The organism is Pseudomonas sp. S2_A05, from assembly GCF_054668485.1.
The window spans coordinates 5,753,106-5,768,304 of sequence record NZ_CP162775.1 but is presented as its reverse complement, the minus strand read 5'-3'; the positions used below and the strand labels follow the sequence as shown (position 1 = coordinate 5,768,304).

General features: G+C 60.1%; 13 protein-coding genes. 5 read left to right on the top strand and 8 right to left on the bottom strand.

The features are described from left to right. Positions 1-51: 51 nt before the first annotated feature. The 3 genes from AB4O12_RS26025 to AB4O12_RS26015 form a co-directional block, all read right to left on the bottom strand. Positions 52-2,427 carry a LuxR C-terminal-related transcriptional regulator gene (locus tag AB4O12_RS26025; RefSeq protein WP_460059939.1) on the bottom strand — a complete coding sequence of 792 codons (2,376 nt, stop codon included), beginning with the start codon at positions 2,425-2,427 and terminating at the stop codon, positions 52-54. A 315-nt stretch (positions 2,428-2,742) separates the two neighbouring features. Beyond that, on the bottom strand, positions 2,743-4,110 hold the full coding sequence (locus tag AB4O12_RS26020) for a DUF1329 domain-containing protein (protein ID WP_016771641.1): 1,368 nt from the start codon (positions 4,108-4,110) through the stop codon (positions 2,743-2,745). A 23-nt stretch (positions 4,111-4,133) separates the two neighbouring features. Next, positions 4,134-5,927, bottom strand: coding sequence for a DUF1302 domain-containing protein (locus tag AB4O12_RS26015; protein WP_460059938.1), 1,794 nt, complete (start codon positions 5,925-5,927; stop codon positions 4,134-4,136). Between the two features lie 710 nt (positions 5,928-6,637). Between AB4O12_RS26015 and AB4O12_RS26010 the strand changes: the two genes are divergently transcribed. Further along, positions 6,638-7,711 carry an S-type pyocin domain-containing protein gene (locus AB4O12_RS26010; RefSeq protein ID WP_305382232.1) on the top strand — a complete coding sequence of 358 codons (1,074 nt, stop codon included), beginning with the start codon at positions 6,638-6,640 and terminating at the stop codon, positions 7,709-7,711. 255 nt (positions 7,712-7,966) lie between these two features. Here the strand turns inward: AB4O12_RS26010 and AB4O12_RS26005 are convergent, their stop codons facing one another. From AB4O12_RS26005 to AB4O12_RS25990, 4 genes are all read right to left on the bottom strand, one after another. Then, positions 7,967-8,878, bottom strand: a complete 912-nt coding sequence (locus AB4O12_RS26005; RefSeq protein WP_056782986.1) for an SDR family oxidoreductase — start codon at positions 8,876-8,878, stop codon at positions 7,967-7,969. 153 nt (positions 8,879-9,031) lie between these two features. Continuing rightward, complete coding sequence (locus AB4O12_RS26000; RefSeq protein ID WP_350482091.1) at positions 9,032-9,934, bottom strand: alpha/beta fold hydrolase; 903 nt, start codon at positions 9,932-9,934, stop codon at positions 9,032-9,034. Next, positions 9,934-10,716 (bottom strand): class II aldolase/adducin family protein, encoded by a 783-nt coding sequence (locus AB4O12_RS25995; protein WP_073473740.1) that lies wholly within the window; start codon positions 10,714-10,716, stop codon positions 9,934-9,936. Before AB4O12_RS25995 ends, AB4O12_RS26000 begins: the two co-directional genes overlap by 1 nt. A 175-nt stretch (positions 10,717-10,891) precedes the next feature. After that, positions 10,892-11,347 (bottom strand): flavodoxin, encoded by a 456-nt coding sequence (locus AB4O12_RS25990; RefSeq protein WP_110646375.1) that lies wholly within the window; start codon positions 11,345-11,347, stop codon positions 10,892-10,894. A gap of 153 nt (positions 11,348-11,500) precedes the next feature. Between AB4O12_RS25990 and AB4O12_RS25985 the strand changes: the two genes are divergently transcribed. Together AB4O12_RS25985 and AB4O12_RS25980 are read left to right on the top strand one after the other, a co-directional pair. Next, complete coding sequence (locus AB4O12_RS25985) at positions 11,501-11,977, top strand: PAS domain-containing protein (RefSeq protein ID WP_016771648.1); 477 nt, start codon at positions 11,501-11,503, stop codon at positions 11,975-11,977. Positions 11,978-12,031: 54 nt separating this feature from the next. Then, positions 12,032-12,637, top strand: a complete 606-nt coding sequence (locus tag AB4O12_RS25980) for a hypothetical protein (RefSeq protein ID WP_024011639.1) — start codon at positions 12,032-12,034, stop codon at positions 12,635-12,637. A 3-nt stretch (positions 12,638-12,640) separates the two neighbouring features. Here the strand turns inward: AB4O12_RS25980 and AB4O12_RS25975 are convergent, their stop codons facing one another. Then, positions 12,641-13,600 carry a MerR family transcriptional regulator gene (locus tag AB4O12_RS25975; RefSeq protein ID WP_460059937.1) on the bottom strand — a complete coding sequence of 320 codons (960 nt, stop codon included), beginning with the start codon at positions 13,598-13,600 and terminating at the stop codon, positions 12,641-12,643. A gap of 211 nt (positions 13,601-13,811) precedes the next feature. Here AB4O12_RS25975 and AB4O12_RS25970 point away from each other — a divergent pair, with 211 nt between their 5' ends. Together AB4O12_RS25970 and folM are read left to right on the top strand one after the other, a co-directional pair. Further along, positions 13,812-14,381 (top strand): antibiotic biosynthesis monooxygenase, encoded by a 570-nt coding sequence (locus AB4O12_RS25970; protein WP_041477999.1) that lies wholly within the window; start codon positions 13,812-13,814, stop codon positions 14,379-14,381. Between the two features lie 58 nt (positions 14,382-14,439). After that, positions 14,440-15,150, top strand: a complete 711-nt coding sequence (gene folM, locus AB4O12_RS25965; RefSeq protein ID WP_095180387.1) for a dihydromonapterin reductase — start codon at positions 14,440-14,442, stop codon at positions 15,148-15,150. Positions 15,151-15,199: the final 49 nt, after the last annotated feature.

Here is a 15,199-nt window from a genome sequence, read left to right as displayed (position 1 = left end):
AACATGCCACCCAACAACGAACACCATGTTGTGCTACTGAAATTTACAAAACTAAACCAGTATCCCCATCAACTTGGCTTTCGCCACAGCCTGAGTTCTGCGTTCTACACCCAACTTACCGTTAATCCTCCTCGCATGAGTTTTTACTGTATGTAATGAAATAAACAGTTGCTCGGCAACTTGCTGATTAGAAGCCCCTTGAGCAATCAACATCAGCACTTCCCGTTCGCGCCGACTGAGGCCAGGCGCCTGATCATCGTTTTCCCGTGGCCAGGCAGAAACCTCCTTGCCAGACCCAGTGAGGCTACCTCGGCGTAATTCCCACTCGCGCACGGCTTGCTGCAATCGGCAACGCTCCGCCAGCGTTGCGGCTCGCTGGAACGCTTGCTGCGCCGCCGCCGTGTCACCGTGCGCTTCGGCCAACTGGGCGAAGGCCAGCAACAATTCCGTTTCCGCCGCCAACATGCCCTTGGCCTGAGCACGTTTCAGCAATCGTTCAATGGAGGGCCGAGCGCTTTCGTCCGGGTCCGATTGCGCATTCGCGCAGGCCAGCAGGTATTCGATGCGAATAATCAGTTCGAACGTCGCGGGTGGCGCCTGCAGCGCCGAAGGTCCCCGGTAATGCCGTAACAGTCGGCTCAACGCTTCTTGCACAAGATGCGGTCGGCCCTGTTGCAACCAGAACTGGCTGCTTACCTGCAACACAACACCGCGATAGACCGTATCGGGAATCTGCCGCTGCTGCATGACCCTTTCGGCCTCGCGCAGGCGCTCGAAAGCGCAGGCATAATCGCCGCGATTGCCGGCCAGTTGCGCCTGCCCCAAATAGCCATACAAGACTCGTTTGTCTGCACTGCGCAGGCAATCTTCAAGGCCTTGACTGAACAGCTCCGCAGCCTGCGCTTCAAGGCCCATGCACAGCGCCAGTCGTCCGCGCCGAAGGGCAATCCGGCCGAGCAGTGGCACGGGCAGCGTGGCGCGCTGGCGCAGCAAGTGCTCGATCTCCACCAGCAGGCTTTCGGCACGCAAAGGCGCGCCCCGCTGCTCGAGCCATTGCGCATGGTCAAGCTCAAGCAAGCCTTCGAACAGCAAGGAGCCGTGAGCCCGCGCCAGGCACAGCGCTTCGCGGTTGAGGGCATGGGCCTGATCCAGCTCGCCGCACAGTAACGCCTGCTGGGTCAGTCCCGACAGGCACATCAAACGCGCCTGCCAGGCCTCGTCAGCCAGCGCAGACAAAGCCTCCTGAAAGCAGGCGCGTGCCGACTCCATTTGCCCTTGCAGGTGAAACAGCCATCCCTGTTGCGCCTGCCAGCGGGCCAGCAGTTGCTGCTCCAGTTGCGCTGTCGGCTGCGGCATGAAGCGGCCGAGATGAGCCAGGCATTGCCCGGCCTGTTCGAACCGGCCGGCAAACAATAAGGCGCCCGTGACCAGCACGATCAGCTGTGGTGTCATCAGGGTCAGCTGCTGGCTTTGCTGCTCGTGCAAACGCAACAGCAGGACGACGGTCTGGTCTTCGAACAAGTCTTCGAAGCCGAAATGCTGCAACAGGCTGACGGCAGTTTCGTATTCCTCGGCCAACAACGCTTGCTCGAACGCCGCTCGCCAATCCTGCGTCGCGCTGAACCACTGACAGGCGCGCCGGTGCCAGGAACGCGCACACGGCCAGTGCGACTCCTGGATGATTCGCGACAGCGGGCGGAACACCTGGAGCCAGTCAGCGGACGCTTGCCAAGGCTCGATGAAGCAGCCCAGCACTTGCAGATCACGCAGCAGCTGAGCGCCTTCGCCAGGGCCGAACAAATGCTCGCATAACGGCGCGTTGAACCGTGGCAGGTGAGCCAGCACACGCCATGCCTCGTCCTGCTCCGGCGTCAGGTTGCTGAACAGTTCATGCTGCAGATAATCGAGCAGAGTGTCGACACGCTGCTGCGGTTGCAGGTTTTGCGACCAGTCGCATTTCTGCAGGAGCGCCATGCGCGACCCCGCGCACCAACCGCCAGTACGCTGGATGATACGGGTGGCGACGCGGTCCGCCTGGTCAGGCGGCAAATGGTGCAACACCGATACAACTTCATCGTGAGTCAGCGCCAGGCTGGCACTCTCGAATTCGTAGAGTTCGTCATCGAGCAACAGGCGCGGCCAGTTGCACTGCGGCCGGCGGCGAGTGCTGATCCACCAGGTGAGCGCCGGGCTGCTGACCGCCAGCAAGCGATCCAGCAGAGCATCCACAGCCGGATCCGGCAGCCGACTGTAATCGTCGATAAACAGCGACGTCGGCCTCGACCAATGGGCCAGCTCCGCCATCAGTTGCGTATCGTCAAGGCCTTCGACCAGCCCGAGCGCCCGCGTCAGACGCAGGCAGAATTCTTCGGTGCTGAGCGCCGCTCCCGCCAGCGGCAGCCAGATTGCCTCGCACTCCGCGCGCACCTGAAGGAGACATTCGGTGAGCAGTGCGGTTTTGCCGCTGCCTGCGGGCGCGCACAACAGCCTGACCCGTGCGTTCGATGTCAGCAAAGGTGCGCTCAAACGGCTGCGAGGTTGATGATGCGAAGAAAGCCTGGGCAAAAATCCGGGTCGATCCAGGCACGGGGTCATGGCGGTCATCGGGTGAGCCTTCTTATCGTTGTGCGCTCACCCTAGCCCTCTCCCGCGCCCTTGTTGACGAGTATTCAGCACGCTGATTGATGGCCATAAAAAAGGCGACCGTGCGGTCGCCTTTTGTCCAGCGGTACAGCAGAGCCGTTAGCGCACGCCCTCGGCGCGCAGGGCCGAAGGTGTGTAATCGGCAGCCTTGGCTTCAAAACCGAATTCGAAGCTGTGCTTCTCTTCGTTCTTCATGCCCAACGCAATGTAGCGGCCGGCAATGATGTCGTAGAGCGCTTCCAGCGTGTAAGCCTGAGCCTGATGATCGTAGTAGTACTGGGCGTGACCTTCGGCAACGCGCCACAGTTGCCCGCGACCGTCGTAGTGATCGGCCAGTGCCACTTGCCAGCTGTCCTCGTCGATGTACATGTGGCGCTTGGCGTAGATGTGCCGCTCGTTCGGTTTCACCGTGCCGATCACTTCCCAGACGCGGTGCAGTTCGTAACGGGTCAGGTCCTGATTGATGTGCCCGGCCTTGACGATGTCGTCGTACTTGAGCTTCGGCGAGTCGAGCTTGTAGCTGTTGTAGGGAATGTACATTTCCTTCTTGCCGACCAGTTTCCAGTCATAGCGATCCGGAGCACCGGAGAACATGTCGAAGTTGTCGGAAGTCCTCAGGCCATCGGCCGCTGTACCCGGGCCGTCATAGGCCACTTGCGGCGCGCGACGTACGCGGCGCTGACCGGCGTTGTAGATCCACGCCAGACGCGGTTCCTTCACCTGATCGAGAGTTTCGTGCACCAGCAGCACGTTACCGGCCAGCCGCGCCGGGGCGGTCACCGATTGCTTGAAGAAGGTCAGTACGTTGGCGGCTTTATCCGGGTCGATGTCTTTCATCAGTTGCGGCACGGCGATCTCTTCTTCGAAGCGGATCGGCGTGTAGCTGCCGTTGGTCTGCGGTGTGACCTGAGTGATGATCCGCCGCAGATTGCCGCCGTGGTAGCGGGTGATGTGGTTCCACAGCACCTCGACGCCGTTCTTCGGAATCGGGAAGGCGTAGTAGCGGTTGCCGGTGAAATTGGCCAGGCCGTTGCCGTCGTTGATTGCGTTGACGTTCAGCGCGCTGCGCTTGGCCGACTCATAGATTTCCGCCGGCGCCCCCACGGTGCGGTGGGTCGGGTAAACCGGGATCTTGTAGGTTTCCGGGTAACGTTTGAACATCGCCACCTGGCCATCGGAGAGCTTGCTTTTGTACTGCTCGACGTTCGCGGCGGTGATGGTGAACAGCGGTTTTTCGTTGGCAAACGGGTCGGCGAGGAAGCCCTTGCTGTCCACCGCACCGGCGTTTTTCGGGATGCCGCCGGTCCAGGCCGGAATCGAACCGTCCGCATTGCCGGCCTTCTCGGCGCCGAGCGGGGTCAGGCTGGTGCCGAGTTTGTTCGCTTCATCCGGCGACACCGCCGCCATCACGTTGGCGGCCAGCAGACTCAAGGCCAGCACGCCACATTGCAGAATCGTTTTGCGCATTGCAGTCATCCTTCTCGGGCAGATCAGAAGTTCACGCCGAAGCTCAGGGCCACGAAGTCACGGTCTTCGAGGACGTTGTAGTCGCCACCGAAAAAGTCGGTGTAACTCAGACTCGCGGTGTAGGTGTTGCGGTAGTCGGCATCGACGCCGAAGCTCACGGCTTTCGCACCTTCGTTGAACAGTCCGTTGGGGCCGTAACCGGCGACATCATGGGACCACGACAGGTTGGGCTTGAGGTTGATCCCGCCGATGACGTTGGCGTAATCGAGAATCGCCCGGGCGCGATAGCCCCACGAAGTCGAGGTAACGAAGCCGTCGGTATCGCCGCCGAAACCATACTGGCCATAGACCGAATCACGGCCATAACGCAGCTCACTGCGTGACTCCAGACCACCGACATGCACCACCGCTGCTTCGCCGACCACGGTCAAGCGTTCGGCGCCGAGCACCTGATCGAAGAAGTGCGTGAGGGTGCTCTGAATCTGCGTGACTTCCTTGCGCCGGTAGCCTTTGTTGTCGGCACCCGGCGAAGTGGCGAGTGGCGATGCGGTGCCGCCGGCAATCGGGTTGACCAGCGCCAGGGTGAGATCGTTGGTGTTGACCTGCACCGGCGCGTTCGGCCGGTAGCTGATCTCGCCGGTCCACGCGGTGCCGGTGGGCAGCGTGGTGGAGAAACTGGCGCCGTACAGACGAATGTCTTCCGGGTATTCGAGGTAATACTGACCGCGCCCGAGCATCACGCTTTGCGCCAGCCCCGCACCACTGCCGGGCGCGAGTCCGTTGGCAATGCCGACCAGGCCAGGCAACGCCGCCAGTGTCGACAGCCCCGCCGTGGTGGTGCCGACCGTCGGCGTACGGCTGTGGTAGTTCATGAAGTAGAGGCCGTACTCGGTGTCGTCGCCGAGCCAGCGCAGCGCCGTGCCCCACTGCCCGGAATCGCGCGCATCACGATCGCCGCCACGGGGGATCACCACGCCCTCGCGGGTGACCTGGATGCCTTGGCCGAACGCAGTGGTCAGCGGCACCAGTGGCGCCACCGCTGGGCTGCCGACGGTGTAGCCGTTGTTGCAACCGTCCGCCGCCACGTCAACGCCGAAGAACGTGCCGCAGTTGTCGAGAACGGTCTGGTCCCACTCCAGTTGGTAGAAGCCTTCGACCGAGAGTTTGTCGGTCAGGCTCTGCGAGCCAAACAGCATGTTCACCGGAATCAGGCCTTCCTTGATCTCGGCACCGGGACGGCGGAATGCCGAGACGTCGACCGGGTTGATGCTGTTGATCGAGTTGCCGATGAAGGTACTTTCGCCCCAGCTCACCACCTGCTTGCCGGCCCGCACGGTGCCGGGCAAATCGGCGATGGCGTAGTTGTGATAGACGAAGGCATCGAGGATCTGCGCGCCGGAAGACTTGGCGCCTTCCTTGCGGCCGCTGTCGCTGATCTGTTTGAACTCGCGGTCTTCGTCCTTGAGTTCGAAGTCGTACCAGTATTTGCCCCGCACGAACACGCCGGTATCGCCGTACTTCAGTTCGAGGTCATGGATGCCCTTGAAGATCTTCGAAAAGGTTTCGCCCTTCTTGAAATTCAGGCGCCCGTCATCACCGGTGGACGATTGTCCGCTGCCGCCATTGACCGTGCCGACCAGCGAGTTGTCGGCATCGCGCAGACCCCAGCTCGCGCCGACCGAAAGTGACGAGTCGAAGGTGCCTTCGATTTCGCCGATGTTGAAGGCGACCGCGTGCGCCTGGGCGCCGCAACCCAGAGCCACCGCAGCGGCCAGCGCCTGCGGTGTGAAGATGGCGCGCATTGTTGTTTTTGTCATGCGTCTTCCCCGGTGAGTGACAGAAGGCCCCACCCTACTGCCGGGTGAAGCGGTCGATAAGCGCACCAAGGAGGTATTTGCGTTGTCGCTCGAAAGGATGAATGGCCTTGTACGGCGGGGCCTGGGGCGGTTCATGGACTGGCTGGATAGCGCGTCATCAGCGCCATCCATGCGCACGCCACTGTTGCGCGCCCCGTAACAGTGCATGTCTGGAATCGGTATTTTTCCTACAGGCTTGAGACCTTATTCTGAGCGCGCTTTCCTCGGCACACGCCGCAAAGCGCCAAGCTCGCCACGCTGAATCGCCAGCGACTGGCTACAGATTCTGGATAAATCGATGTTTTCGGTTTACCGCCCCGGTGTTCACTGACGTTGATTTGTAGCTCCTTGATCCAACGTCTTACCTTGGCCGCTGCGTTTGCAGCGGCCTTTTTTATGGGCGTTTAAAAAGGCTGGTTAGCGGTTCGGGAGCGCTTCCGATCAGCGCGTCAGACATTTCTTCGAAGCTCGGACGAATTCCCTCTGCATCGATGAAAACCCGCGAAAACCCTTTCGACATAACGCCCTGTTACCGACGGGCTTCTCGGATTTGATTACCGCCACTCTGATGTAACTTGAAACACCTCAACCATTCGCTGGTGACACGGATGTCATCGCCACCCGTGCGCACTTTCGAGCGAGTGAAAACGCACATTCACAAGGATATGAATATGCCAAAGCCTCCACCGTTAGAACTGGATCCGCTCCAGCGTGACATTGCCGAAGCGGTGCGCCGGGAGCAGGAAGAAATCCGCGTACGCGAACAGGCGCGTCTGGCCGCGTTGGCGGAGAAACAGCGTCGGGATACCGAACAGGCTCGACTGGCGGCTGAGACCGCGCGCCTGAATGCTGAGGCTGAAGCTCGGAAGAAAGAGCGGCTGGCTGAGTTGAAAATCGCCCAGGCCGAGGCACAAGCCAAAGCTGAAGCAGCGGCGCTGGCCAATGCGGCAGAACAGGCTCGGTTACAGGAGGAACGCAAGCATGTCTTTCCGGCTTATGGAGCAGTGGCCCGCAACGGCCCGGCCGTTTCTTTCGCTTCGACAGCCGTCCCGCTCGGCCCGGCTACCTCGGCGGGAATACTCAATGCGCTACGTACGGCAAAAGCGACCCTGACAGCGACGGGCACGACGCTGTTCGGCAGTCCGGTACTGATGGGATTCGCAGCGCTGTTGATGCCGTCACCTCTGGGCAACGGCGAACGCTTTGCGATGAGCGTTCCACTGGCCGAGTTGTCGTCCGAGCCGGCCGAGACGCTGCGTGAAATCGCAGACCGGCAGGGCACTTTGGAGATGCAGGTCGGGCTAGGGGTCAGGCGACTCGGGGCTGGCACGCAAGTGTTCGTCGCTACGAGTGATGACTTCCATATTCGCTCAAGTGTGATGGTCCTTAATGCCGCATACGATTTGCTCAACGACGTATACCAGGTCGCGCTATCGAACTCGCCCACCGACTTGCTGACCTGGACTCCGGCTATCTCGCCGGGAGACCAATCGACCGCCTTGCCAATAGTGGATACCGGTTCGCCCGCCTATTCCGGCGCTTCCGTTGTTCCGATTGAAGGGCGGCTGGATCTGAACCCGATCCTGGTCGAACGCTGGGATCGATTCATCATCGTTTTTCCGGCTGATTCGGGGATAGAGCCGCTTTATGTGGTGTTCAGCAGTCCTTATGAGGGGGCAACCGAAAAGGGAAAGCACAGCGGGCGTGGTTTCAACCCAGACGAGACTGGAGATGAAATGACATAGTCACTGTGTTCGCGTTACTTCAGGCAACGCCACATCTGGACATGATGATCAGACGGCACAATCGAGACCTGATCAACGAGTATGGGACCCTGGAAGCGTCGTACTCTCGGCTCTTCGCTGCGGGAATTTTGCTTGAGGGAGAAAAGGGCCTAGCTATCAAAGGACCTAACTGGAAGCCGCCCAAGTTCATGACAGAAAAAAGATACATTTGAAAACTGGAGCCACCCGCCGCGAGGGTTGGTGGCTCCGTTAACTTCAAATCGAATACTTCTGCAAATTCGCCATCATTTCCTTCAATGCTTCAATATTGTCCTTCGGGTGCGCCGCCCCTTCGAAATCGCAAATCTGCTGCCAGTGCGCCGCGACGTCTTCCGGCGAGAACCCTTCGCGCGGATCGAAGCCGGCACCGAGGCTGCGTTCCCAGCGCACCTTGCCCATCCAGCCGCCGCCGACTTCGAACAGGCCCGACGTTTCCTGGCATTGCTCGCTGGCCAGATACACCACCAGCGGGCTGACCAGTTCCGGCTTCAGTTGCTCGAATACTTGCGGCGGGATCAGGCCCTCGGTCATGCGCGTGCCGCCGGTCGGGGCGATGGCGTTGACCAGAATGTTGTTCTTGCGCCCTTCGATCGCCAGCGTTCGGGTCAACCCGTAAAGCCCGAGTTTGGCCATGCCGTAGTTGGACTGACCGAAATTGCCATAGATGCCTGAAGTCGACGCAGTGAAAATCACGCGACCGTAGTTTTGCTCGCGCAGATGCGGCCAGGCGGCACGGGTAACCTTGTAGGCGCCTTCGACGTGGACGCGATAGACCAGATCCCAGTCGGCGTCGTCCATCTTGTGAAATGACTTGTCGCGCAGGATCCCGGCGTTGTTCACCACGACGTCGACGCGGCCGAAGGCATCGAGGGCGTTCTGTACCAGTTTGTCGCCGTCAGTCACCGAGTCGTGGTTGGCTTCGGCAATACCGCCGGCCTCGCGGATTTCCGCCACTACGCGGTCGGCAGCCGAAGCGTTGGCGCCCTCGCCCTGCGTCGAGCCACCGAGATCGTTGACCAGCACTTTGGCTCCCTGTCTGGCGAACAGCAGCGCATGCGCACGACCGAGGCCGCCACCGGCGCCGGTCACTATCACGACTTTATCTTCGAAACGCACAGGTTCATTCATCGCGGCAACTCCAGCAGGCCAAGAGGTAATGAACCCGAGTGTCAGGCACGACGCTTTGGGTCACAACGAACACGGCTGCGGCTGAATGGTGCGCGATAAGGCTGAGGGATGATCGAGTGTCCGGTCGCCGAGAGCCTGTGCTCTTGGCGAGAATCAGGAGTACGCCACTTTGCGTGGAGGCAATACCAGACGATCGCGAAACGCCAGATAGTGCTTGAGCACCAGCGCCGGCGCCTCGGTTTGCGGATAGTGGCCGATGCCGGGTAAGAGCACGGTGTCTGCATCAGGGATCAGTTCGCGATATCGCTCGACCATGTGCACGCCGGAGATCGGGTCAAATGCGCCATCGATCACCCGCAAGGGAATGTCACCCTGCTGCATGGCCGTCACCCAGCGCTCACGTTGCACCCGGCGCTCGGGGATGTAAGTGATCAATTTATGCAGGATGCGCGGGCCATGGTTGCTGTCGACCAGACTCCAGTAGTCATCCAGTTCGCTTTCAGATGGCTGGGTCTGCGGGCCGAAGATCTGCCGGAAACCTTTGACCAGCGCCTCACGGCTGAAGGCGCGGCCAAGCAGCCAGCCAATCGGGCTGAGCAGCAGTTTCTGCATCAGCAGCGGACGATGGGTTTCCGGAAACAGACCGCCATTAAGGAACACGCAACTGGCAACTTCGATGCGTTTTTCGTAATGCCGCGCGAGCAGTTCCTGAGCGACGCTGTCGCCGTAGTCGTGAGCGAGAATATGCACCGCTTGTTCAACCTGCAGATGGGCGAGCAGCGCCTGTTGCAGATCGGCCTGTTCCAGCAGGCTGTAGGTGTGATTGCGCGGTTTTGCCGAATCGCCGAAACCGAGCATGTCGCAGGCGATCACCTGATAACGCTGCGCCAGTGGCTGCCACAGGTAATGCCAATCCCAACTGGCGGTGGGAAAACCGTGAATCAACAGCAGCGGCTCACCCTGCCCGACTGTCCAGTAGCGGATCGACTGGCCATGAAAAACGAATGTCCGGCTGCGCTTGCGCCAGACACTCAGAGGAATCTCGGCGAGCGGCATTAGAATTTATACCCCGGGTCTTGAAGATCGAGTTTGCGCAACAGCGCCGGCCACGCCAGCGCGCCGCCCATGCCCTGCGCGCTCTTGGTGACGCCGGCAATCATTGCCTTGGCGCCGGCGAGAATCTGCGGTTCGATGGCGATCAGTTCGGCACCTCCCGTCTGCGCCATGACCTGAATGTCGCAGGCTCGCTGGAAGGTGAACATCATCAGAAACGTATCGGCAATAGTGCCGCCACAAGTCAGCAGACCGTGGTTGTTCAGCATGAGGAAATTGTTGTCGCCGAGGTCGGCTTGCAGGCGCGCCTTTTCTTCATGGTTCAGGGCCACGCCCTCGTAGGCGTGATAGGCCAGGCTCGACAACACAAACAGTGACTGTTGACTGATCGGCAGCACCCCCTGCCTTTGCGCCGACACCGCAACGCCTGACGCAGTGTGCGTATGCAGCACGCAAACCACATCGTGGCGCACTTCGTGGACGGCGCTGTGAATGGTGTAACCGGCGGGGTTGATTTCGTACGGGCTGTCCATGAGTTTGTTGCCGGCCTGATCGACTTTCACCAGGCTCGAAGCGGTGATCTCGTGGAACATCAGGCCAAACGGATTGATCAGGAAATCTTCGGTGCCGGGCACCTTGGCCGAGATATGCGTGAAGATCAGATCGTCCCAGCCGTGCAGCGCGACCAAGCGATAACAGGCGGCAAGATCGACGCGGGTCTGCCACTCGGCAGCGCTGACCTGATCTTTGACGTTCGGCGACGATTGGACGGGGGCTACGCTCACTGTATGCACCTCTGCGTTCTTCTTGTTCTGCTCGTGTCAGCAGTCTAGTCAGGCGCAGGGCATCGCGTAGTTGCATTGGCAGCCAGCTTGATGACTGAACGAGTCAGCCGGGCAAACAGCCTGGATCCGTTGCAATGCAACAACGCTTAGAAGGTGCAGCGATTATTGCCCGCGATCAGCCCTTGAGCGCTTCAATCAACTGCGCCAGCCACGGCTCGGCATCGGTTTCCGGCGTGACGCTTTCGCTGGCGTCGATGCGCAGCATTTCCTGAACCTCGTTTACCCCCAGTTCGGCAAACAGTTCGCGCATCTGCTCGCCACCGCCGCAGAATGTGTCGCCGTAGCTGGCATCACCGAGGGCGATCACCGCGCCGGGCAGGCCGCGCAACGAAGCCGGCAACTGATCGCGCAGGGTCGAATACAACGGTTGCAGGTTGTCCGGCAGCTCGCCCATGCCAGTGGTCGAAGTCACAGCGAGAAGGGCCTCGGGACCGAACGCCTGAATATCGGCCAACGCGGCGCGCGAGTTGTAGAAGGTTTCAAAGCCGGCGGCTTTCAGCAGGTTCTGGGCGTGGCGGGCGACTTCTTCGGCGGTGCCGTAGACCGAACCGGAGAGGATGGCGACTTTCATCAATCTGATCCTGGAACTGAAAAAAAGAGCCGCGATAGTAACAGCCCATGCCGCGAAGTTGCGATTGGCTCTCAATGCAAGCTGCTGGCCTATAGACAGTCCGCGGCTTTCTTCTAGAATGCCTGCCACTGACATAACGGAAGGGATTCTCGGATGATCAACGCCAGTCTGCTGCAAATGGTGATCAACGCGTCGAATGACGGAATCGTGGTTGCTGAAAAGGAAGGCGAGCAGGACAACATCCTTATTTACGTCAACCCTGCCTTCGAGCGCATGACCGGTTATAGCAGTGAGGAAATCCTCTACCAGGACTGTCGTTTTTTGCAGGCTGGAGACCGTGATCAACCAAGTCTGCAGCTGATTCGCGAGACATTACGTGAAGGCGGATCCTGCCGGGAAATCCTGCGCAATTATAGAAAGGATGGCACGCCGTTCTGGAACGAATTGTCATTGTCGACGATAAAAAATGCCGATGACGGGCAGACTTATTTCATCGGCGTGCAAAAAGATGTAACGCTTCAGGTCAAGGCGCAGCAGCGGGTTGCGCAGCTGGAAGCGCAAGTCGCGGCGCTGCAAAGCGAGCTTGCGGCGTTGAAAGCGACGAACGGCGCAAACAAAACCGCGAACTGATGGTCATTAACTACAATCACCAATGACTTTGTAACTATTCACTTCGAGTTAGCCATGCAGCGCGACGCCCTCCTCACTCAGGACGAGCTGGATTTTATCCAGACCATGCAGCACAACCCGCAACTTAACGTGCGGGATGCAACGTCGAGTCTGCTGGTTAATGGTGGTTCGCAGATCCGTGACCTGCTGACACGTCTGGCTGCTCACGAGCAGGTGACGATCCAGGCCAACTTCGAAAATCAACAGATGACTTTTCCGCTGCATCTGGTGGAAGACGAGTTCCACGCGCTGCATCTGCGTCTCGGTGTGCCGAGCATCTACGAAGACGGCCCGATGGTGCGCCCATGGCGCCTGGTTCTTGAAGAGCCCGTGGCGCTGGAAAACGCCAAAGGCCAGCCCGGCACGCTGTGGGTACACGAGGTGTCGCACAAAGGCGTGTTGCTGGAAGTGCGCAACAAGACCAAACCACCGAAACATTTCGCCCTGTGGTTCAGCCCTTCCGGTTATGAGCGCATCTCGTTGCGCGGCCATTTCGAGCGTGAGACCGAGCAAGGTTTCTTCGCCTACGAACTGAGCCAGACCGATGCCGACGAAACCGAGCGCTTGCGCCAGTTCATCCTGCAACAGCATCGCCTGACCCACCCCGCCCTGCACGCCTGAGTTTCAGGTATCCAGTTTGCCTGCCATGAATTGCTTCATGCGTTGACGCATTGTTGCGCCCTCATTCCCCAGGCATGCCACCGATGAACCGGCCAGGCTGTCTTCGGCCAGTTCCGAGGCATCGCCGGCCAACATCAATTGGCAATCCAGACTTAGTGCCAGGCGATTCAGGCGCCGGGGCAGCTCCGGACCGGGGGCATGGTTTGAAAACAGCACAAGTGCGTCAGGCTTGACCTTTTCGCAGACCAGCGTCAATTCATCGAAAGGCTGGCCCGTGGTGAGCACTCGCACGCCAGACTCGTTGCCGCTGAGAAACAGCGCCGCGACCAGCAACTCAAGCTCTCTGCATTGCCCCGCAAGCGCACTGACGACCACCCGGCGCGGTTGAGCCCCCCGCAGCATGACGATGCGCTGCAGCACGCGCGCCCTGAGAAATCCGTCGAGAAACAACCATTCGCTGGTTTGCCCGAAAGCGTCCTGGCGCTGCAGCAGTTGACGCCACAACGGCATCAGAATGGCTTCGAACACCACCGGCAGCGCGTACGACGAGAAAATCTGCCCGTAGACGCGATCCAGCTGCTGATCGTCGAACGCACTGACCGCCTGCTGAACCTGCTCCTGCCATTGCTTGTAATCGGCCTGCACATGGTCATCGGGGATAAAGTTTGCCAGCACCTTCAAAGGCTCTGTTTTCGCCAGGATCTTGCCGACTTTGCTCACGGCCACGCCGCGATCAATCCAGTCGACGATGCTGCGCACGCGCTCGATATCGTTCATGGAATACAAACGATGCCCGCTTTCGGTGCGCGTCGGCTGGATGAGTCCGTAACGGCGCTCCCAGGCACGCAGGGTCACCGGGTTGACGCCAGTCAGGCGCGCCACTTCGCGGATGGGAAACAGCTCTTCGCGCTCGAGCGTGCCGAGTGCTGTCGAAGCCGGGCGAGGGTCCGTGATTACAGGCATCTGGCGGTCAACTTCCATGTCGGTTCATTGGATCCCATTTTAAACATGATGGACTGGAAACCTTCAAGTAGTGATCTACGACGAATGTGGCTGGTTTAATCGACAAAATCAGGAATAATCCTTGCTTGCTGCAAAGCGCAAGCCTCTACCCCGGCCTGCGTCAGGCGAAGTTCTTACCCGGAACGACGCACTCGAAATACGGAGATACAAAATGTCTACTTCCCCCGTTACGTTGATGGTAGCGCGTCGCGTCGCTGATGGCCGCTATCACGATCTCATTGCATGGTTGCGCGAAGGCGAGCAACTGGCCACCGACTTCCCCGGCTACCTCGGCTCCGGCGTCCTTGCGCCACCGCCAGGTGACAACGAATTCCAGATTATCTTTCGCTTTGTCGATGAGCAGACCCTGCACGCGTGGGAATACTCGGCGTCGCGTACCGCCTGGCTGAATCGTGGCAGCGATCTTTTCGAACATCCCAAAGAGCACCGGGTCAGCGGCATTGAAGGCTGGTTTGGTGCTGCCGGCCAACGCCCGCCGCGCTGGAAACAGGCCGTGGCGATCTGGCTGGCGTTTTTTCCGGTGTCGCTGATATTCAACTTTGCCCTCGGCCCGCTGCTCGCTGAGCTGAGCCTGTTGCCGCGCATCTTGATCGGCACGGCGTGCCTGACGCCGCTGATGGTGTATTTCTTCATCCCGTTGTCGACGCGTCTGCTGGCGAACTGGTTGAACAGCACGCCGACGCGGCCATTGGCTGGCGCACCGTCGGCGCAGAATCGCTGATCTGCAGCGGGCGGCGAGCCTGTTATAGTTTTCGCTTCAACCGCGATGCGAGCCGCCCATGCCAGATTCCGCAGCCCCGATCCTCATCACCGGCGCCGGCCAGCGTGTCGGTTTGCACTGCGCGCAGCGCTTGATCGAGGATGGCCACCCGCTGATTTTCACTTACCGCACCGAGCGACCGGGCGTACAGGCCCTTCGCGATCTTGGTGCGACAGCGCTGTTCGCGGACTTTTCCAGCGAGGCCGGGATTCTTGCCTTCATCGACGCGCTGAAAGCCCACACCGAGAGCTTGCGCGCCGTCGTGCACAACGCCTCCGAATGGCTGGCGGAAACCCAGGGCAGCGAAGCACAAGCCTTCAATCGCATGTTCAACATTCACATGCTCGCGCCTTACCTGATCAACCTGCACTGCGCCGGGTTGCTGCAACGCTCGACACCTGCCGACATCATTCACATCAGCGACGACGTCACTCGCAAAGGCAGCAGCAAGCACATCGGTTATTGCGCCAGCAAAGCCGGGCTCGACAGTCTGACCCTGTCGTTTGCCGCGCGCTTTGCGCCTGCCATCAAGGTCAACGGCATCGCCCCGGCGCTGTTATTGTTCAACCCCGACGATGACGCGGCTTACCGCAGCAAGGCGCTGGCCAAGTCCGCGTTGGGCATCGAGCCGGGCAGCGAGGTGATCTACCAGAGCCTGCGCTATCTGCTCGACAATCCCTATGTCACCGGCACGACCCTGACCGTCAACGGCGGCCGGCACGTCAAATAGGCCGTCCCGCTTCGGCCGCGAGTCGAGTAAGATCCACCAGAACGCCTGC